Genomic DNA, 18,369 nt, shown 5'->3' with positions numbered 1-18,369 from the left:
CGGGGTGTTCTAAGATTCTACAATGGACAGAGTCGTTACACCGCGCCGTGGCAGTGCTTGAACTTCTTACCCGACCCACAGGGACAGGGATCGTTGCGTCCTGGATTGCCCCAGGTTGACGGGTCCGATTCGTCAAACCCTTCAATCGCATTGGGAAATTCCCCGTTACCCTCGTCGGCAGTCAAAGGCGCACGGCGCTTGGGCTGGAGCTGCTTGATCATGGCCTCGCGCTCCTCATCCGTCATCGGGCGAACGCGTGCGAGTTTCGATGTTACTTCACCGCGCAGGCTGTCGAGCATGGTCTCGAAAAGCTGGAAGCTCTCGTTTTTGTACTCGTTGAGCGGATCACGCTGCGCATAGCCGCGGAAACCAATGACAGAGCGCAGGTGCTCCAGCGTCAAAAGATGCTCACGCCATTTCGTGTCGATGATATTGAGCAGGAACTGTTTCTCGATCTGGCTGAATTGCTCGGCACCGAAGGCCTCAACCTTTTGCTTCATTAGAGCGTCAGACGCCTCGATCAAACGATCGGTAATGGCATCGTCATCGACACCCTCTTCCTCGGCCCAATCCTTCACGGGAAGGTCCATGTTCAAGTTCTCGACCACCGAGGCATAGAGACCGTCCATATCCCATTGATCGGGGTAGGACTTCGGCGGGATCGCGGCTTCGACGAGGTCTTCGATCACCTCATGACGCATGTCGGTGACGATCTCACCTACGTCTTCGCTCTCCATGATGTCGCGGCGCTGGCTGAAGACAACCTTACGCTGGTCGTTCATCACGTCGTCGAATTTAAGAAGCTGTTTGCGAATGTCGAAGTTGCGACCCTCGACTTTCGCCTGCGCCCGCTCCAACGACTTGTTCACCCACGGGTGCACAATTGCCTCGCCTTCGTTCATGCCCAGCGAGCCTAGAACTTTCTCAAGGCGCTCGGACCCGAAAATCCGCATTAGGTCATCTTCGAGCGACAGGAAGAACAGCGAACGTCCAGGATCGCCCTGACGTCCAGAACGGCCACGCAGCTGGTTGTCGATGCGTCGGCTTTCGTGACGCTCGGTCGCCAAGACGTAGAGGCCGCCCGCGTCGATTACCTTCTGCTTCTCACCAGCGTGTTCCGCCTCAATTTTCTCGCGCAAGACATCAGGATCAGCCTCGGGATCATCCGCAAGCGCCTCCATCACTTTCATATCGACGTTACCGCCGAGCTGAATATCGGTGCCGCGACCCGCCATGTTCGTCGCAATCGTCACCGCGCCGAGTTTCCCCGCATCGGCAACAATCTGCGCCTCTTGCTCGTGATGGCGCGCGTTGAGAACCTTGTGGTCGATGCCCTCGGATTTCAGCAAGTCGGACAACTGTTCGGATTTCTCAATCGACGTGGTGCCGACGAGGACAGGCTGACCCTTTTCGTTTGCCTTGCGAATGGATTTCACTACGGCGTCGAGCTTTTCGGCCTCGGTCCGATACACTCGGTCGTGTTCGTCAATCCGCTGGATCGGACGGTTGGTCGGCACTTCGACGACGCCGAGTTTGTAGATTTCCATAAACTCTTCAGCTTCGGTCAACGCCGTACCAGTCATGCCCGACAGTTTGTCATAGAGGCGGAAGTAGTTTTGGTAGGTAACAGAGGCCAGCGTGACGTTTTCGGGCTGAATGGTCACACCCTCTTTCGCCTCAATCGCTTGATGCAGCCCTTCGGACAGGCGGCGGCCGGACATCATGCGACCGGTAAATTCGTCGATCAGCATAACCTCGCCACTACGCACGATGTAGTGAACACCGTTTTGGAAGAGCTTGTGCGCGCGCAGACCCTGATTGACGTGATGTACAATCGTGGTGCTTTCGGGATCGTAGAGCGACTGACCTTCAGGCAGAAGCCCCGCGACCTGAAGTCGATTTTCGAGGAACTCGTTCCCCTCCTCGGTAAAAGTCACCTGACGGTTTTTTTCGTTGAGGTTGTAGTGTTCCTCGGTCAGCTCAGGAATGAGCTTGTCGATGGTCAGATACAGTTCGGAGCGATCATCAGACGGGCCCGAAATAATCAGCGGCGTGCGTGCCTCGTCGATCAGGATCGAATCCACCTCATCGACGATTGCGAAATTGTGACCGCGTTGGAAGATGCGGCTCATTTCTGTGGCGGAGTTGTCGCGCAGGTAGTCAAAACCAAGCTCGCTATTCGTGGCGTAGGTCACATCGCTCGCATAGGCCGCGCGTTTGAGATCTTCGGGCTGGCCGCTGTAGATCGCGCCGCAGGTCATGCCCAGTGCGGCAAAGACCTTACCCATCCATTCGGAATCGCGTTTGGCGAGGTATTCGTTCACCGTAACGACGTGGACACCCTTACCAGTCAAGGCGTTAAGATAGGACGGGAAGGTCGCCACCAGCGTTTTACCCTCACCCGTTTTCATCTCGGCGATATTGCCCTGATGGAGGAAGATGCCACCCATGAGCTGTGTATCGAAGGCGCGCAGGCCGAGCGCTCGACGTGCTGCCTCACGACAGTTGGCGAAGGCTTCAGGCAAGAGCGAGTCGAGACTTTCACCGCCCTCCGCGCGCTTTTTGAATTCTTCTGTCTTGGCAATCAGGCCGGCGTCGTCAAGTTTTTCAAACTCCGGCTCCAATGCATTGATCTTTTCCACGATCGGGCGGGTTGCCTTGATCTTGCGGTCATTTGGCGTACCAAAAACCTTTTTCGCGATTGTACCGATGCCCAGCATATTTTCTCCGCTCGATGTGTCTTGACCAGAACGTGTAAGAGGAGGGATTGCCCCTATGCCTGCGACCCCATAGAAATGTCGCGAAGGCTCCTCTTCCAAGACCTAAAGCGATGTAAGGGGCCATATACATACTGTCAATGTTGCGGCCCTGATCGGTGCGTAACAGGAAGGAAAAATACCATGTTTCTCCGTAAAAGCCTTTTCGCGGCCACAGTGGCCACTGCATTTGCCCTGACCAGCGGTGTGCAAGCGCAGGACACAGATGCCGAAGCGATGCCCGCCGCAACTGCCGAGACCGTCGTGGCGACCGTGAACGGACAAGACATCACCCTTGGCGCCGTGATCGCCGCGCGCCGCACGCTTCCCGCCGAGTATCAACAACTCGAAGCGGAAGTTCTTTTCCGCGGGATTGTTGACCGTCTGGTGCAGCAGGAAGCCCTGAGCCAGAAGGTCGATGAGCCGAACACAGCTCTCAAATACCAGATGGAAAACGACCAACGTGCGTTGCTCGCGGGTGAGGCGCTGATGGCGGGCGTTGAGGAGACCGTCACGGAAGAGGATATTCAAGCTGCCTACGACGAGGCCTTTGCCGATTTCGAACCGAGCCGCGAATACCGCGCAGCGCATATTCTCGTCGAAACCGAAGATGAGGCTCTGGCACTGATCACCGAGCTTGAGGAAGGCGCCGATTTCGCCGACCTCGCACGCGAAAAGTCGACTGGACCCTCCGGACCCAATGGCGGTGATTTGGGTTGGTTCGGCAAAGGCATGATGGTTGCCCCATTCGAGGAAGCCGTCGTCGCGATGGAGCCTGGCACTGTTTCCGAACCCGTGCAGACCCAGTTTGGCTGGCATGTGATCAAGCTTGTCGAATCCCGCCTGCAAGAAGTGCCTGCACTCGATGAAGTGCGTGAGCAAATCGAAGATCAGGTTCGCAACGCCGCGACCGAAGAAGTCGTCAACGACGTTATGTCCGCGTCCGAAGTCACCCTCGTGGAGACCATCGACGTGACCTCCGTGTTTGACGACGCATTGCTCGACAACTGATTTCCGTGCCTGACAGGAACCACAGCCATGGCCAAGATTGACTCCGTTTCGCCCCTCGCCCCAAAGGGCGGTTTCCCCGACCTGCCTGCTATTGATGGTGTTCGCTTTGCTGCGCTTGAAGCGGGTGTGCGATACTCGGGGCGTGTGGATGTCATGTTGGCCGAGCTTTGCGAAGGCACGACCATCGCGGGCGTCTTCACCCGCTCCTCTACGCGATCTGCGGCTGTTCTGGATTGTCAGGAAAAGATCTCACAAGACCTGTCAGGCAAGGCCGCCATTCTCGTGAACTCGGGGAACTCCAACGCCTTCACAGGCAAGAGCGGTTTTGACTCGGTCTCTAAGATCACTCAAGCGGTGGCGGACGAGTTGGAGATCGATGTGAATCGCGTCTTCACCGCCTCCACTGGCGTGATTGGTGAGCCCATCAAATGGGAGCGGATCACCGCTAAAGTCCCTGATCTGAAAGCCGCACTCACACCCGACGCCATGGAGATGGCGGCGCGTGCGATCATGACCACGGACACCTTCCCCAAAGGCTCCACCACAACGATTGACCTTGACGGGACCACGATCAAAATCGCCGGTTTCGCCAAAGGGTCCGGCATGATTGCTCCTGATATGGCAACCATGCTCTCCTATATCTTCACGGACGCCGCGATTTCTCGCGATGTGCTGCAACAATGCCTCTGGCTCGACAACGCGAGGACCTTCAACTGCGTGACCGTTGATGGCGACACCTCCACCTCCGATACTGTGTTGGTTGCCGCGACGAGCAAGGCCGATATGGCCCCGATCACAGATTTCGCCGATCCGCGTGTGCGCCCCTTCCGCGACGCGCTGCATGCCGTCATGAAAGACCTCGCAATCCAGATCGCACGAGATGGTGAAGGTGCAACCAAACTGATTGAAGTGCAGGTAACTGGTGCCAATGCGGACGGTCCTGCGCATCGCGTGGCGATGGCTATTGCCAATTCGCCACTGGTAAAAACTGCCGTGGCAGGCGAAGATCCAAACTGGGGCCGTGTCGTTATGGCGGTCGGAAAATCCGGTGAACGCGCCGAACGTGACCGGCTCACGATCTGGTTCGGGGATATTCTTGTCGCCGAAAATGGCTGGGTCGCCCCGTCCTATACGGAGGAGGCCGGAGCCGCTTATATGAAGAATGATGAGATCGTCATTCGCGTGGACTTGGGGCTGGATAACGGCACAGCAACTGTCTGGTCCTGTGATCTCACCCACGGCTACATCTCCATCAATGCGGATTACCGGTCCTGATATGACGCTGAAAACTGTTCTCGTCTCCGCTGTGGCACTCATCGACACTGATGGGCGGGTGCTTTTGGCACAACGCCCTGAGGGTAAATCCATGGCGGGACTATGGGAGTTTCCAGGCGGCAAGATCGAGGCAGGAGAGACACCCGAGGCCGCCTTGGTCCGTGAATTGCACGAAGAGCTTGGGATCGAGACGTGGGATTCCTGCCTTGCTCCCCTGACCTTCGCCTCGCACAGCTACGATACATTTCACTTGCTGATGCCGCTCTTTGCCTGTCGGAAATGGAACGGTGTCCCACAGGGGCGCGAGGGTCAGAAACTGGCTTGGGCGCGTGCCTCCGAATTGCGGAATTTCGAGATGCCGCCCGCCGATATTCCACTGATTCCAATCCTTCGGGATTGGCTCTAGCAGGCAATCCTTAGCGGAATCCCTTAAGATGACGTTGCGTAAACCTTAATGAAACGCACAAGATTTTGGCAGATTTTCTCCATTTGCGCAACATTTGGAAATGATTTCTCCCACCGTTTAGGTATCATCAACGAAGCAATCGGGGAGGAGAAATTAAATGCTCAAGTCAATTACCGTAGGCAACTACGTGTCCGTTCAAGGCTATTTCGTTCGCGAGTCTACGAATGGACGGATCGTCGTGCGCGTTGGAAACCGCACCTACGAAGGCAAACCAGTCTCTGCGCTGTAGTAGACCTGCCTAACACGGCGCAATATCCGCACAGACAAAGAAAAAGGGTGGCCGCATAACACGGCCACCCTTTCTGTTTCTGAATAAGTCCAAAATCACTCGAGATTTCGTGCGACCTCTTCGCGCTCGAAAATCTCGATAACGTCATTGGGACGAATATCGTCGTAGTTCTCGAATGCCATACCGCATTCCTGACCCGACTGGACGTCTTTGACCTCATCTTTGAAGCGCTTGAGCGTTTTGAGCGTGCCCTCGTGGATGACCACATCGTCGCGCAGGAGGCGCACACCAGCGGAGCGGCGGGCAACGCCTTCGGTGACGATACAACCAGCAACCTTGCCAACGCCCGACACTTTGAAGACTTCCTTGATCTGCGCGTACCCGATGAAGTTCTCGCGAATTTCGGCGGAGAGCAGACCAGATGCGGCTGCTTTCACGTCATCAACGAGATCGTAGATGATCGAGTAGTAACGGATCTCCACGCCCTTCTGGTTGGCAGCGTTCCGTGCAGGCGCATTGGCACGCACGTTAAAGCCGATGACAGGCGCGCCAGAAGCTTCGGCCAGTCCGATATCGCTCTCCGTGATCGCGCCAACACCGTAGTGCAGCACGCGCACGCGAACCTCGTCGTTGCCAATTTTCTCCATGGCTTGCACGATCGCCTCGGCAGAACCCTGCACGTCAGCTTTCACAAGGATGGGGAGCTCGGCGACATTTTCGTCGGCCTTGGCTTTCGCCATCAACTGATCGAGCGTAGTCGCAGCGCCAGCGGCGGCACGTTTGTCTTTCGCGGCCTGCGTACGATATTCGGAAATTTCGCGTGCCTGCGCTTCGGTCTCGACAACGTTGAGAACATCACCGGCTTCGGGAGTGCCGTTGAGGCCGAGAACTTCGACGGGAACGGACGGACCCGCCTCCTCGACGCGATCACCCTTGTCATTGACCAGCGCACGAACCTTACCCCACTGCTCACCCACAACGAAGATATCGCCGCGCTTGAGTGTGCCCTTCTGAACAAGCACCGTGGCAACAGGACCGCGACCAACATCAAGTTGGGCTTCGATCACGGCACCTTCGGCGGCGCGGTTCGGGTTGGCTTTCAGTTCGAGGATTTCGGCCTGAAGCGCGATGGATTCGAGCAATTCACCAAGCCCTTTTCCCGTCTTCGCAGAAACTTCAACGTCCTGAACATCGCCAGACATGGCCTCGACGATCACTTCATGTTGCAGAAGCTCGGTGCGGACCTTGGTGGGGTCGGCATCGGGTTTGTCGCACTTGTTGATCGCCACGATCATTGGTACGCCAGCCGCTTTCGCGTGATTGATCGCCTCGATGGTCTGCGGCATGACGGAGTCGTCTGCTGCCACCACGAGGATAACAATGTCGGTCACCTGAGCACCGCGAGCACGCATGGAAGTGAAGGCGGCGTGACCTGGTGTATCGAGGAAGGACAGAACCGCACCGGATTCGGTTTTTACCTGATAGGCGCCGATGTGCTGCGTGATCCCACCAGCTTCGGCAGAGGTCACATTCGCATTACGGATCGCATCAAGCAAAGACGTCTTACCGTGGTCAACGTGACCCATGATAGTGATCACCGGAGGACGCGGTTTAAGGTCTTCGTCCTTATCCTCGATCTGAGTGATCACATCCTCAACGTCAGCATCGGACACGCGTACGATCTTGTGGCCGAACTCTTCGATGATGAGTTCCGCTGTGTCGGCGTCGATAGATTGGTTCTGCGTAACCATCATGCCCATTTTCATGAGCGACTTAACAACGTCAGCAACGCGCTCGGCCATACGGTTGGCCAGTTCGGACACCACAATGGTCTCGGGCACTTTGACGTCGCGCACGATCTTTTCGCGCGGCTCGTTGTTGCCCATTGCCTTTTGACGCATACGTTCTTGCTTGCGCTTCATCGCGGCCATGGAACGTTGACGTCCACCATCGCGACCCGAAAGCGCCTGATTGACGGTCAGCTTGCCAGAGCGACGGCTATCGCCACCACCTTTGCCACGTCCGTTGCGATCTTCTTCGCGCTCGCGGTTGCGCGGCGTCGGCGCACCACCACCACGGTTCGGGCGGTCGGCTTGTTTCTGGATCGCAGCTTGGGCGGCTGCTGGATCATCGGCAGGTTTCGCGGGCGCTGCCGGTTTGGGCGCAGCTTCGCGCTTGCGGGCTTCTTCCGCTTCTTTCTTCGCGCGCAACTCTTCTTCTTCACGCGCTTTGACCGCGGCTTCGCGCTCGGCGGCCTCGCGGGCTTTCTGTTCTGCTTCCTCGCGGCGGCGCTCACGTTCGGCTTCGCGTGCCTTTTCCTCGGCTGCGCGACGCGCGGCGTCTTCGGCTTCCTTGGCTTTGGCAGCCTGAAGCGCCTTCATCCGACGCTCCATTTCGGAATCGGAAATGCCAGCAGGGCGTTTCGCGGGATCGCCAAAAGACGGTTTGCCAGACGTCTTGGACGCAGCAGGCTTCGCCGCGCCGGGTTTGGGAACCACGACGCGCTTTCTCTTGGTCTCCACCACGACATTCTTGGTACGTCCGTGGGAGAAGCTCTGCTTCACTGATCCAGGACCGCCGCGAAGGCCAAGGGGTTTTTTACCGTCTGTATCGCTCATTTCGTCGTCTTACCCTTTCCAGCGGAGCCCTCTCCGCCGTCTGTCTCGCGCACGCCCTTAAGACGTTCAGCATCCTCTACAACACGTTGCGAGAGTCCGCCACCTGCGAGCGCGCCATGTATCACACTTTCGCGGCCAAATGCCAAACCCAATTCGGAACTGGTCAGATGGCCGAACCATCGACCACCCTCCGGAGTCCAGAGTTTGCCCTTGCCGCGCTCCGAGCCGTCGGAGGCCTGTAGGAGCACACGCGCGCGCCCATCAGCCAACCAGCTCTTCACCTTCTCAAAACCACATACCGCGCCGCCCGCCTTGCGTGCCAAAGACACCAGATGGACAACACGTTTCGCCAAACCCGCCTCAATGAGATCAACAAGATCATCGGGCAGGTTCACATCCTGACGTGCCACTTTACCGAAGAGTCGCTTCTTAACGGCTTCCTCTAGTGTAGCACGATCTGCGGCGACCCAAATGCCCCGACCTGGCAATTTTTCAGCCAGATCGGGGACAAGAAGCCCGTCGGGACTGACAACAAAACGGATAAGGCCGTGACGCGGCTGCGTCTCGCGCGACACAATACAGCGTCGCTCGCCATCATCCTTCATCGTCTTATGTCCACCACGGCTCATTGGGCCACCTCACTTCAAAAAGGCCAATCAGGCCTCTTCGCCTTCCGTAACGTCACCCTCGTCCTCATCCGTTTCGAGATCGGCAGGATCAACCCAGCCAAGCTGGATACGAGCGGTCATCACGAGATTCTGTGCGTCTTCCAGCGACACGTCGAAGGGTTCGAGAACGCCATCGTCCTTCACCCGCTCACCGTTGACAGTGGTCCAACCACCAGCCAACTCCCAGTCAGCGCAGGTCGCAAAATCTTCGAGCGACTTCACGCCATCCTTAGCCAGTGCCTCTAGCATTTGGGGCGTCAGACCATCGAATTCAACCAGACTGTCGGTCACACCCAATTCACGGGCGGTCTCAAGTGCCTTGCGGTTGGCGGCTTCAAGAACGTCACGAGCACGCGCTTGCAGCTCGTTCGCGGTTCCCTCATCCACACCGTCGATGACAAGAAGCTCGTCCACTTCGACGTAGGCCACTTCCTCAAGGTTTGTGAACCCTTCAGACACCAGCAACTGTGCGAAGAACTCGTCGAGATCGAGATTGTCCATGAACAGCTTGGTGCGCTCTGCAAACTCGGCCTGACGACGCTCCGACTCTTCGGCTTCCGTGAGGATGTCGATGTCGAGGTTCGTCAGTTGCGACGCGAGGCGCACGTTCTGACCACGGCGACCGATGGCGAGCGAAAGCTGCTCGTCGGGTACAACCACTTCGATCTTGCCCGCATCCTCGTCGAGAACCACTTTCGTGACCTCGGCAGGTTGCAGCGCATTCACGAGGAAGGTCGGCTGGTCGTCATTCCACGGAATGATGTCGATCTTTTCGCCTTGAAGCTCGTTAACCACAGCCTGAACGCGCGAACCGCGCATACCGACACAGGCCCCGACGGGGTCGATGGATCCATCATAGGAAATCACGGCAATCTTCGCGCGCGAACCAGGATCACGGGCAACGGCCTTGATCTCGATGATGCCGTCGTAGATCTCAGGCACTTCCATCTTGAACAGCTCAGCCATGAACTCGGGAGCGGTGCGCGACAGGAAGACCTGCGGGCCACGCGCCTCGCGGCGCACGTCCTTGATGAAACAACGAATGCGGTCGTTCGGGCGATAGGTTTCGCGGCCGATTTTCTCGTTGCGGCGCAGGATACCTTCGCCACGACCGATATCGACGATCACGTTGCCATATTCCTCGCGCTTCACAACACCGTTGATGATGGTGCCCGCACGATCCTTGAATTCTTCGTACTGACGATCACGCTCGGCTTCGCGCACCTTCTGCAAGATCACCTGCTTTGCGGATTGCGCGGCAATACGGCCAAGCTCCACAGGCGGAATCTCGTCCGTGATCTCGTCGCCAACGGACGGATCAGCCATATACTGCTTGGCCTGTTCGACGGTCAGTTCGGCTTGGTAGTTCTCAAGCTCTTCGTCCTCGACCACGGTACGGACGCGCGTGAACGTCGCTTTACCCGTCTTGCGGTCAATGGAAACACGGATGTCCATCTCGGAGCCATAGCGCGACTTGGCGGCACGAGCCAGGCTCTCCTCCATCGCTTCGACAACGACCGACGGATCGATCATTTTCTCGCGGGCCACGGCCTCGGCGGTTTGCAGCAGCTCAAGCTGGTTAGCAGAGGTGATTGCCATTCCTCAGTCCTCTCTTAATCCTTCTGGGAACCGTCTTCGGTTTGAATTTCGTCAAAAGCATTCTCGTCAATTGCACCAGCATCTTTGCGCTGACGCAGCATTTCGCGGATCAACTCGTCGGTCAGGACCAGTTTGGCATCCGAAAGCCAATCGTAGTTGAGGCCAATCGTGACCTCTTCGCCGTTATTGTCGAACGTGAGGAGGATTTCCTCGCCCTCCACACCCGACAGGACCCCTTTGAACCGACGGCGACCGTCGATCAGCTCGGTGGTCTCGATCTTTGCTTCATACCCTTCGAACTGTTCAAAATCCTTCAAGCGGGTCAATGGGCGGTCAATACCGGGGCTCGACACTTCGAGCGCATATTCGTCCTCGATCGGATCTTCGACATCGAGCACCGCGGACACAGCCGTTGAGATCTCGGCACATTCATCGACGTCAATCCCGCCATCGGGGCGCTGCGCCATAATCTGCAATGTCTTCGACTTGGTCGAGGCCATCAGGCGAACGCGCACGAGCTCAAACCCCATGCCTTCGACAACGGGAGCGATGATTTCCGCCATACGGCGGTCAATCGAGGTCTTGGCGATAAGATCCGACATGTCGGTAAGGGCCTCTCATCCACGACTTGGGTTTCAAACACCCATTGGATGCACCTTGCGTGATGGCACAAAAAAACGGGCGCGCGGCCCGTAGATGTTTCCGGTGGAGCTTCGGTTGAACACCGACGCGCCGCTGTTGAGCGGTTCTATACGCCGCTGACAGCGAGTCTGCAAGCACTATCGCATTGCGCGCGCTAAAGCGTCCATCACCTGCACAAGCGCCTGCGTAATACTGGGCTCGGAAAGCGCATGTCCCGCCTGCCCGATCATATGCAGCTGCGCGGCGGGCCATGCCTCTTTCAGCCGATACGCAGTGAGAGGCGGACAAATCATATCGAACCGCCCCTGAACAATGGTGCCCGGCACGGTCGCAAGTCGATCCGCGTTCGACAACAGTTGCCCGTCCTCCTCGAAGAAACAGCCGTTGGCAAAGTAATGATTTTCCAGCCGCGCGAAGGTGCGGGCATAGGACAGGGGCGGCTCCCCCGCCTTGCCATTAGACCCGATAGCCGCGAGTGCATTCTCCCAAATAGCCCAATGGCGCCCGAACCTTTCCTCCTGACCAATGTCACCCGAAAACAGCCGCCTGTTGTATGCAGCAATCGCGTCATCGCGTTCGCTTACAGGCAAAACAGAGACAAATTCAGCCCAAAGGTCGGGCCAGAACTTCGCAGCGCCCCCGCCATAGAACCAGTCCAACTCCTCCTGCGTGCCGAGGAACACGCCTCGCAGGACGAGATGGCGCACTCGGTCGGGGTGGGTTTCAGCATAGGCCACGCCCAGCGTCGCCCCCCAGCTTCCGCCAAAAACGACCCAATCGTCATATCCGAAATGCTGCCGTAACCGCTCGATGTCTTCGACCAGATGCCACGTTGTGTTGTTTTCCACGCTCGCCGTGGGGCGTGAGCGCCCGCACCCACGCTGATCGAACAGGATCACACGATAGACGCTCGGATCGAAAAACCGTCGCATAAAGGGACTGCATCCCCCTCCTGGCCCGCCATGAAGCACGACGACGGGAACCCCGTTAGGGTTTCCGACCTCTTCGACATAAATCTCATGCCCGTCGCCGACCGAAAACATGAAGTGGTCATTCGGCACGATTTGGGGGTAGAGGTAGGCATATGCGCTCTTTTGGCCTGAGACCTTGTCCATGAACGTCCTATATAGAGTGCTTGATAGCGAAGTTGGCGTAAGGGATTGCGTCGAGTTGATCATGAAGGAGAGCATCATGCAAACCCAACCGTCCACGATTGATCCAGATGAAGTGGCCAAATTCGAGGCCATGGCTGCGGAATGGTGGGATCCGAACGGTAAGTTCAAGCCGCTCCACATGCTCAACCCATGTCGTCTGGACTACATCACCGCGCAGATCGCCGCCGAATTCGGCCGCGATTTGAGTGATGATGCGCCATTTTCGGGTCTAAAACTGCTCGACATCGGATGCGGCGGCGGGTTGCTGTCCGAGCCTATGGCACGCCTTGGCGCCACGGTCGTAGGCGCCGACGCTGCGGAACGGAATCTCCCTGTTGCGCGGCTCCATGCAGAACAGTCAGGGCTGGAAATCGACTACCGACATACAACCGCGGAGGACATTGCCGCTTCGTGCGAACGCTTTGACGTGGTGCTGAACATGGAAGTGGTGGAACACGTTGCCGATCCACAAGCCTATCTCAACGCCTGCTCCGCGCTACTTAAACGTGGCGGCGTCATGATTTGCTCCACAATCAACCGAAATCCGAAGTCCTATATGATGGCGATTTTCGGTGCAGAGGTAGTGATGCGCTGGCTCCCCAAAGGCACACATGAATGGAACAAGTTCATCACACCAGACGAACTCTTCGGGCTCATTGAAAAAGCTGAGCTAACGCCCGTGGACCGCAAAGGTTTCGTCTTCAACCCCGTGCTTTGGAAGTGGTCGCTGTCCGACCGCGACCTGTCGGTGAACTACGTCACAACATCAACGAAGCCTGCCTAAGTCGGCCGCATTGGGCGCAAGCGTCCCCTAGCCCTGATCTTCAAGCATAAGGCGCATTTCCCGCAACACGGGCAGTGCGCTACGCACGCGGTCATGACCTATGGCGGCCACAACATCCGACAGGATAGGCGCGATTGCGGAAAGCGCCGCATCGCGCGCCGCTGTGCCCGACGGCGAGATCGAGACGAACTTGCGCCGTGCATCGTCCCAATCGGGGCGGACGTGGATATGCCCCGCCCATTCGAGTTTGCTCAAAGTGTTGGTCATAGCGCCGCGCGTCACATGAAAAGCACGGGCAAGCTGGGCTGGCGATTTCTCCTCACCGACGCGCGCGAGATGGTTAAGCACAGAGAAATGGCTGATCTCCATACCCTTTGGCAAAGCCTTGGTCAGACGATTTCGCGCCAACTGGTCGGCCATGAAAATCTCGGAAAAGAGCGCGACTGCCAGTGAATCATTGGTTTCATTGCCAGTCATTAGTCCGCTCCATAAGCCCTGTCGTGTTTGAGTGACGGGATGCGGGCACGTGCACGTGTAACCTCGGCGACATCGAAATCGACAAAACCGACACCAACATCTCCCCCTCCGTCGAAAACTACATCGCCCCAAGGACTTACTGCAAGGGAGTGGCCATAGGTGCGGCGCTTTGGCCCGCCTTTTTCGCGATGGTGTCCCGTTTGTGCAGCAGCGAAGACATAAGCACCGTTCTCAATTGCGCGCGCCCGCAGGAGTGGCTCCCAATGCGCCTCGCCCGTAGCTGCGGAAAAGGCCGAGGGAACGCTCAAAACATCCGCTCCGCTCTGTGCGAGATGGCGGTAGAGGTAAGGAAAGCGGAGGTCGTAACAAATGGTTAGGCCCATAACCGCGAAGGGCGTCTTTGCCGTCACCGCCCTGTTACCCGGCGCGTAACCAGATGATTCGCGATAGCTTTCCGTCTCACTCACGTTGACATCAAACATGTGCATCTTGTCGTAGCGCGCGAGGATATCGCCCGTGTTCGAGATTAGAAACGAGCGGTTCACAAATCGCGGATCAACCCCGTCACCCTTAAGAGCAAGCGAGCCGATTGAAACCCAAATGTTAAGGTTACGAGCCGTTTCCTGTATTGCTGAAAGCGTCCTGTCCTGCCCCTCAGCTTCCAAAACCGCATGCTGGTGCGCACGGTTGGTGGAGACGCAATTGGTCACTTCAGGCGTGAAAGCAATATCCGCCCCGCCCTCCGCAGCCTGCGCAAGCATGTCGAGAACAACGCCACAATTCTCTATCGGATCGTCGGAAGAATTAAGGGTCAGGAGCGCCGCTTTGGGCATGGTTTAACCCGCCAATAGCGGATCAAGTTTCCCAGCCCGCTCCAGAGCGTGCAACTCGTCGCACCCGCCGACATGGGTTTCACCAATGAAAATCTGCGGCACGGTATGGCGACCGTTTGCCCGCTGCATCATTTCGGCACGACGCGATGGATCTCGCATGACGTCGATATTTTTGTAAGAAACACCCTTCGAGTCCAAAAGGCGCTTCGCAGCGACGCAGAACGGGCAGATCGGGGTGGTATAGAGGGTGACGGGTTGCATTGCATATTCCTTCATTAAGTCACGAGGAATATAGGCATTCACCCCCGTCTGGCAACGCGGGCCAGAGTAACGACGTTCACCTTTGTGGCACCGGCATCAAGACAGGCTCGCGCGCAGGCATCAAGCGTAGCCCCCGTCGTCAATACATCATCGACCAGCAACACATCACGTCCCGCAATCTGGCCTCCGTATTTTCGATGGGGCGAGATGGCGTTTTCGAGAATCTCCTGCCGTTGCTGGGCATTATAGCCATCGAGGCATTTCGTCATTTTCTTACGTTGCAAAGCGTTCGGGTCCCAATCCAGCCCCCGCTGTTTTGCGATTTCTTCGGCGAGGAGCGCGGACTGATTGTATTGACGCCGCATCTGTCGGAACCAGTGGAGTGGCACAGGCACAACAAACGTGGAGGGTGACACCAGATCATCAATCCGTTCTGACATCCAGCGCGCAACGTGTTTCGCGTACTCCGTTCGGTCGCCATACTTGAGCCCCAACACGATGTAGCGCGCATTCCCGCCATAGACTAAAGCCGCGCGCCCGCGATCCCAGGCATGCGGTGTCGCAAGACAATCATCACAGAGATCACCATCTCGCGCGTCACCCATGAGCGGGCGGCCGCATTTGTCACAGGGATGATCAATGATGAACTCTGTCCGCTGCCAACAGTCAGGGCACAAGCACCCCTCCTCCTCGACCATTTCCTCACAGGACAGGCAATGAACAGGAAAGATAAGGTCGACGAGACTTTGCAATTTCATAGCCGTTTCCTAAAGTGCGCCGAACTCAGTCGGGGATACCAAATGTCGTCTCAGAAACCTCTCGTCGATCGTCGAAAGCTCGCCATGAATAGAGCGCGCGCAATGCGGCGCGACGGCGACTTCTTTCTGCATCAAGAAGCACGGGACGAGATCAATGATCGCCTGAGTATCGTAAACAAATCGTTCGCACGCCCCGCGCTGGTCACGGGACTTCCTGATCTTTGGCAAAAGTGGTTTCCTGATTGGACCGTGGTCGCCGATGACGACGTGCTTGCCCTTACGGAAGGCGCACATGATCTCGTCGTTCATGCGATGTCGCTGCACTGGGCCAATGACCCTGTTGGCCAACTCATCCAGTGCAATCGCGCACTAGAACCTGACGGACTGATGCTTGCGGTGTTCATGGGCGACCAATCCCTACACGAATTGCGCGCAGCACTGGCGGAAGCGGAAATATCGCTGCACGGCGGATTGTCGCCACGGGTGCTGCCAATGGGTGAAATTCGCGACCTCGGCGCGCTCCTTCAACGGGCGTCATTTGCATTGCCTGTGGCGGACAAATCGACCCTAAAGCTAAGCTATGAGAGCCTTTTCAGACTTTCCGCCGACCTGCGCGACCATGGAGAAGGTTTGGCGCTAAGCGAGGTCGCCGAAGCACGCATCAATCGACCTCTCTTCGAAAGGGCGGAAACGATTTACAGGGAGTCTTTTGGCGAGGAGGACCGTTTGGTAGCAACATTCGATTTCATTTGCCTCACGGGTTGGGCGCCTGATGAAAGCCAGCCGAAGCCACTCATGCCTGGCTCGGCGAAAGCGCGACTAGCCGACGCACTCGGGACAAAAGAGTTCAAACTACCGCAAAAAGCAGGCAATGATCCTTGACGCTTTCGTGCTTCGATCTAAGCCTAGCACAAGCATCAAATTCGGAAGGAACCCAACGGGATGATGAAACCAACGCGCCTCGATATGACGGCGGCTGACGCCGAGCGTCCAACACATGCGGACGCCAATCATCCACGGATTCCCAAAGAAAAAGTTGGTGTTCTGATCGCCAATCTGGGAACGCCCGACGCAACAGATTACTGGTCAATGCGTCGATATCTCGGTGAATTTCTCTCCGATCAACGGGTCATCGACTACCCGCGTTGGAAGTGGCAACCGATCCTGCAAGCGATTGTCCTCACTGTCCGCCCTTTCAAATCGGGTGCGGCCTATCGGACCATCTGGAACAATGAGCAGGACGAAAGCCCCCTCATGACCATCACAAAGGATCAGGTCTCCGCGATCTCCGCTGCTTTAGCGTCGAAATTCGGAGACAGTGTGATGGTGGATTACTGTATGCGCTACGGCAATCCGTCAACGCGGTCAAAGGTCGAGGCGCTCGCCGCGCAGGGCTGCACCAAGATCCTGTTCTTCCCTCTTTATCCTCAATATGCAGGCGCGACGACAGCCACCGCCAACGATGCATTTTTCCGCGCCTTAATGGATGAAAACTGGCAACCCGCAGCGCGAACCGTGCCGCCCTACTTCGACGAGCCGAAATATATCGACGCCTTGGCCGCTTCGATCGAGCGCTCCTATTCCGCTGCGGATAAAACGCCCGACATTCTGATTTGCTCCTACCACGGATTGCCCGAGCGGTATCTCAAGGAGGGCGGAGACCCCTATCACTGCCAATGCCACAAAACCACGCGCCTCCTCAAAGAGCGTCTGGGCTGGGCCGACGATAAGATCATGACGACCTTCCAGTCGAAGTTCGGGCCTGAGGATTGGCTCCAACCTTACACTGTTGAGGAAGTTGCACGTCAGGCTGAAGTTGGGAACAAGAGCATTGCGGTTTGCGCGCCTGCCTTCTCCGCCGACTGCATCGAAACGCTTGAAGAGATCAACGAAGAGATCAAAGAGAGTTTTGAAGAAGCGGGGGGAGAAGACTTCCTCTACGTCCCCTGCCTGAACGATGACCCCATGCACATCGAGGCATTGGTCGACGTGATCGAACAAAACCTCGCGGGCTGGCTCTAACCGACACGATTTATGAAAACGAAAAAGGGCGGCCAATTTGGCCGCCCTGTCATTTCTTACGTGTCTGATCCAACTCAGATCAGTAGAACCTGCGTGCCAACTTTGGCGAGCGCAAAGAGTTCCGCGATGTGTTCGTTGTAAAGACCAATGCAGCCGTTCGACGATTTACGCCCGATCTTCCGCGTGTCGTGCGTGCCGTGAATACGGTAATACTGCCAGCTCAGGTAAAGAGCATGTGTGCCCATCGGATTGTTGGGACCAGGGCCGACAAAATCAGGCCATTCGGGATTACGCTTTTTCATCGACGGTGTAGGCGCCCATGTTGGCCCCTCAACCTTGCGAATCACTTTGGTCCGCCCGAGGCGTGTGAGGTCTTCGCTCAGCGGCACCGAGGTGGGGTAGAGTTTGTAAATCGACTCATCCTCACTCCAGAAGTGCAAAGCCCGCGACGTCGTGTCGACCAAAATCGCGCCATTGCGCAGCGAGTCAAAGTAAGGATGCCAATCCAAAGACCGGAAACTAGAGATGTTGCGGCGTACGACTTCGGAAATATCGCGCTCAATTTCCGTCGTACCCTCTGTTTGTGCGAGTGCGGGCGTGGCTAAACCCGCCATACCAGCCGCGAGAAAGGTGCGGCGCTTAATTCCGCTATTTGATTTTTCTGACATTTTCCCAAACCCGAGCGATTACAATTGTTCCCTTCTGTGTATATGGCGGGATTGCCGCAGTCGCAAATCAAACAATCGTGGCCACTTTTAATCACGCGAAGGACATTTGATCCGAAGCGGAAAAAGCGGTAATTGCGCAGGAGCAACC

At 56.9% G+C, this 18,369-nt stretch carries 18 protein-coding genes and 1 pseudogene; 7 read left to right on the top strand and 12 right to left on the bottom strand.

The window, feature by feature from the left end; genetic code table 11:
• Positions 1-35 precede the first annotated feature (35 nt).
• Positions 36-2,720 (bottom strand): preprotein translocase subunit SecA, encoded by a 2,685-nt coding sequence (gene secA / locus ACN0SC_RS13155; protein ID WP_417250139.1) that lies wholly within the window; start codon positions 2,718-2,720, stop codon positions 36-38.
• 180 nt (positions 2,721-2,900) lie between these two features.
• Between secA and ACN0SC_RS13150 the strand changes: the two genes are divergently transcribed.
• The 4 genes from ACN0SC_RS13150 to ACN0SC_RS13135 all read left to right on the top strand — a co-directional run bounded on the left by ACN0SC_RS13150 (position 2,901) and on the right by ACN0SC_RS13135 (position 5,737).
• Positions 2,901-3,767, top strand: a complete 867-nt coding sequence (locus ACN0SC_RS13150) for a peptidylprolyl isomerase (RefSeq protein ID WP_417250138.1) — start codon at positions 2,901-2,903, stop codon at positions 3,765-3,767.
• 27 nt (positions 3,768-3,794) lie between these two features.
• Positions 3,795-5,042, top strand: a complete 1,248-nt coding sequence (gene argJ / locus ACN0SC_RS13145; RefSeq protein WP_417250137.1) for a bifunctional glutamate N-acetyltransferase/amino-acid acetyltransferase ArgJ — start codon at positions 3,795-3,797, stop codon at positions 5,040-5,042.
• A 7-nt stretch (positions 5,043-5,049) separates the two neighbouring features.
• Positions 5,050-5,448 (top strand): 8-oxo-dGTP diphosphatase MutT, encoded by a 399-nt coding sequence (gene mutT / locus ACN0SC_RS13140; RefSeq protein WP_417250291.1) that lies wholly within the window; start codon positions 5,050-5,052, stop codon positions 5,446-5,448.
• Positions 5,449-5,605: 157 nt separating this feature from the next.
• Positions 5,606-5,737: a hypothetical protein gene (locus ACN0SC_RS13135; RefSeq protein WP_417250136.1), complete on the top strand. Its 132-nt coding sequence runs from the start codon at positions 5,606-5,608 to the stop codon at positions 5,735-5,737.
• A 95-nt stretch (positions 5,738-5,832) separates the two neighbouring features.
• Here the strand turns inward: ACN0SC_RS13135 and infB are convergent, their stop codons facing one another.
• The 5 genes from infB to pip all read right to left on the bottom strand — a co-directional run bounded on the left by infB (position 5,833) and on the right by pip (position 12,379).
• Entirely contained in the window at positions 5,833-8,355 is a 2,523-nt protein-coding gene (infB, locus tag ACN0SC_RS13130) for a translation initiation factor IF-2 (protein WP_417250135.1), read from the bottom strand.
• Entirely contained in the window at positions 8,352-8,984 is a 633-nt protein-coding gene (locus ACN0SC_RS13125; RefSeq protein ID WP_417250134.1) for an RNA-binding protein, read from the bottom strand. The genes infB and ACN0SC_RS13125 overlap by 4 nt, the downstream gene beginning before the upstream one ends.
• Before the next feature lie 27 nt (positions 8,985-9,011).
• A complete protein-coding gene (gene nusA, locus ACN0SC_RS13120; protein WP_417250133.1) occupies positions 9,012-10,622 on the bottom strand; it encodes a transcription termination factor NusA in 1,611 nt (536 codons plus the stop codon).
• Between the two features lie 14 nt (positions 10,623-10,636).
• Positions 10,637-11,224: a ribosome maturation factor RimP gene (rimP, locus tag ACN0SC_RS13115; RefSeq protein WP_417250132.1), complete on the bottom strand. Its 588-nt coding sequence runs from the start codon at positions 11,222-11,224 to the stop codon at positions 10,637-10,639.
• A 177-nt stretch (positions 11,225-11,401) separates the two neighbouring features.
• A complete protein-coding gene (gene pip, locus ACN0SC_RS13110; protein WP_417250131.1) occupies positions 11,402-12,379 on the bottom strand; it encodes a prolyl aminopeptidase in 978 nt (325 codons plus the stop codon).
• A 76-nt stretch (positions 12,380-12,455) separates the two neighbouring features.
• Here pip and ubiG point away from each other — a divergent pair, with 76 nt between their 5' ends.
• Positions 12,456-13,202, top strand: a complete 747-nt coding sequence (gene ubiG / locus ACN0SC_RS13105) for a bifunctional 2-polyprenyl-6-hydroxyphenol methylase/3-demethylubiquinol 3-O-methyltransferase UbiG (protein WP_417250130.1) — start codon at positions 12,456-12,458, stop codon at positions 13,200-13,202.
• Between the two features lie 27 nt (positions 13,203-13,229).
• On the opposite strand, the gene ACN0SC_RS13100 is transcribed toward ubiG, so the two are convergent.
• From ACN0SC_RS13100 to ACN0SC_RS13080, 5 genes and pseudogenes are all read right to left on the bottom strand, one after another.
• Positions 13,230-13,679 (bottom strand): MarR family winged helix-turn-helix transcriptional regulator, encoded by a 450-nt coding sequence (locus tag ACN0SC_RS13100; protein ID WP_417250129.1) that lies wholly within the window; start codon positions 13,677-13,679, stop codon positions 13,230-13,232.
• Positions 13,679-14,512: a carbon-nitrogen hydrolase family protein gene (locus tag ACN0SC_RS13095; protein WP_417250128.1), complete on the bottom strand. Its 834-nt coding sequence runs from the start codon at positions 14,510-14,512 to the stop codon at positions 13,679-13,681. The genes ACN0SC_RS13100 and ACN0SC_RS13095 overlap by 1 nt, the downstream gene beginning before the upstream one ends.
• A 3-nt stretch (positions 14,513-14,515) precedes the next feature.
• Complete coding sequence (gene grxC, locus ACN0SC_RS13090; RefSeq protein ID WP_417250127.1) at positions 14,516-14,773, bottom strand: glutaredoxin 3; 258 nt, start codon at positions 14,771-14,773, stop codon at positions 14,516-14,518.
• 38 nt (positions 14,774-14,811) lie between these two features.
• On the bottom strand, positions 14,812-15,378 hold the full coding sequence (locus ACN0SC_RS13085; protein ID WP_417250290.1) for a ComF family protein: 567 nt from the start codon (positions 15,376-15,378) through the stop codon (positions 14,812-14,814).
• Positions 15,379-15,396: 18 nt separating this feature from the next.
• Positions 15,397-15,471 (bottom strand): annotated as a pseudogene (locus ACN0SC_RS13080) (ComF family protein); the annotation flags it as partial.
• 102 nt (positions 15,472-15,573) lie between these two features.
• Here ACN0SC_RS13080 and ACN0SC_RS13075 point away from each other — a divergent pair.
• Both ACN0SC_RS13075 and hemH read left to right on the top strand, forming a co-directional pair.
• Positions 15,574-16,413, top strand: coding sequence for a methyltransferase domain-containing protein (locus ACN0SC_RS13075; protein ID WP_417250126.1), 840 nt, complete (start codon positions 15,574-15,576; stop codon positions 16,411-16,413).
• Between the two features lie 60 nt (positions 16,414-16,473).
• Entirely contained in the window at positions 16,474-17,553 is a 1,080-nt protein-coding gene (gene hemH, locus ACN0SC_RS13070; RefSeq protein WP_417250125.1) for a ferrochelatase, read from the top strand.
• Positions 17,554-17,627: 74 nt separating this feature from the next.
• Here the strand turns inward: hemH and ACN0SC_RS13065 are convergent, their stop codons facing one another.
• Complete coding sequence (locus tag ACN0SC_RS13065) at positions 17,628-18,221, bottom strand: L,D-transpeptidase (RefSeq protein WP_417250124.1); 594 nt, start codon at positions 18,219-18,221, stop codon at positions 17,628-17,630.
• Positions 18,222-18,369 lie beyond the last annotated feature (148 nt).

Origin of the sequence: Celeribacter sp., from assembly GCF_048261515.1 — a bacterium.
Taxonomy (GTDB): Bacteria; Pseudomonadota; Alphaproteobacteria; order Rhodobacterales; family Rhodobacteraceae; genus Celeribacter.
Note: the sequence above shows the minus strand (reverse complement) of the source record. Positions and strands in the feature narration are given on the sequence as shown.

What these genes read in the sequence shown, in the direction of transcription:
- pip (WP_417250131.1), bottom strand. Translation starts at nt 12,379, where the DNA reads ATGGACAAGGTCTCAGGCCAAAAGAGCGCATATGCCTACCTCTACCCC.
- ACN0SC_RS13065 (WP_417250124.1), bottom strand. Translation starts at nt 18,221, where the DNA reads ATGTCAGAAAAATCAAATAGCGGAATTAAGCGCCGCACCTTTCTCGCG.
- argJ (WP_417250137.1), top strand. Translation starts at nt 3,795, where the DNA reads ATGGCCAAGATTGACTCCGTTTCGCCCCTCGCCCCAAAGGGCGGTTTC.
- secA (WP_417250139.1), bottom strand. Translation starts at nt 2,720, where the DNA reads ATGCTGGGCATCGGTACAATCGCGAAAAAGGTTTTTGGTACGCCAAAT.
- nusA (WP_417250133.1), bottom strand. Translation starts at nt 10,622, where the DNA reads ATGGCAATCACCTCTGCTAACCAGCTTGAGCTGCTGCAAACCGCCGAG.
- ACN0SC_RS13100 (WP_417250129.1), bottom strand. Translation starts at nt 13,679, where the DNA reads ATGACTGGCAATGAAACCAATGATTCACTGGCAGTCGCGCTCTTTTCC.
- infB (WP_417250135.1), bottom strand. Translation starts at nt 8,355, where the DNA reads ATGAGCGATACAGACGGTAAAAAACCCCTTGGCCTTCGCGGCGGTCCT.
- rimP (WP_417250132.1), bottom strand. Translation starts at nt 11,224, where the DNA reads ATGTCGGATCTTATCGCCAAGACCTCGATTGACCGCCGTATGGCGGAA.
- ACN0SC_RS13095 (WP_417250128.1), bottom strand. Translation starts at nt 14,512, where the DNA reads ATGCCCAAAGCGGCGCTCCTGACCCTTAATTCTTCCGACGATCCGATA.
- ubiG (WP_417250130.1), top strand. Translation starts at nt 12,456, where the DNA reads ATGCAAACCCAACCGTCCACGATTGATCCAGATGAAGTGGCCAAATTC.
- ACN0SC_RS13125 (WP_417250134.1), bottom strand. Translation starts at nt 8,984, where the DNA reads ATGAGCCGTGGTGGACATAAGACGATGAAGGATGATGGCGAGCGACGC.
- hemH (WP_417250125.1), top strand. Translation starts at nt 16,474, where the DNA reads ATGATGAAACCAACGCGCCTCGATATGACGGCGGCTGACGCCGAGCGT.
- ACN0SC_RS13150 (WP_417250138.1), top strand. Translation starts at nt 2,901, where the DNA reads ATGTTTCTCCGTAAAAGCCTTTTCGCGGCCACAGTGGCCACTGCATTT.
- ACN0SC_RS13085 (WP_417250290.1), bottom strand. Translation starts at nt 15,378, where the DNA reads ATGGGTGACGCGCGAGATGGTGATCTCTGTGATGATTGTCTTGCGACA.
- ACN0SC_RS13135 (WP_417250136.1), top strand. Translation starts at nt 5,606, where the DNA reads ATGCTCAAGTCAATTACCGTAGGCAACTACGTGTCCGTTCAAGGCTAT.
- ACN0SC_RS13075 (WP_417250126.1), top strand. Translation starts at nt 15,574, where the DNA reads ATGTCGTCTCAGAAACCTCTCGTCGATCGTCGAAAGCTCGCCATGAAT.
- grxC (WP_417250127.1), bottom strand. Translation starts at nt 14,773, where the DNA reads ATGCAACCCGTCACCCTCTATACCACCCCGATCTGCCCGTTCTGCGTC.